This window comes from Frankia sp. Mgl5, from assembly GCF_023242985.1.
Classification (GTDB): Bacteria; Actinomycetota; Actinomycetes; order Frankiales; family Frankiaceae; genus Parafrankia; species Parafrankia soli.
In genome coordinates, this window is the sequence record NZ_JALKFY010000350.1 from 1 (window position 1) to 236 (window position 236).

Sequence of the window (236 nt, forward strand, 5' to 3'; positions counted from 1 at the left end):
GAACAGTTCAATATGCCAGCGGTACCGGTACACGTCACTGACTTCTTCCGCGCTGATCGCCATGTCGTTGGTCATGATCATGATCAGATTGCCTTTGCTGTCCTGCGTTCCGATCAGGCGTACCGGGTGCTTCATCTGGTACGTGGACGGATTCCCCAACTGGACAATGGCCTCCCACAAGATGGGGCTACTCGGATCGACAACCTTCTCTTCGATCACCGTGACCACTGCATTGT

Annotated in this window: 1 pseudogene; it reads right to left on the reverse strand. The window is 54.2% G+C overall.

The window, feature by feature from the left end:
* Window positions 1-219, reverse strand: a pseudogene (locus tag MXD62_RS09650) (transposase); the annotation flags it as partial.
* Window positions 220-236: the final 17 nt, after the last annotated feature.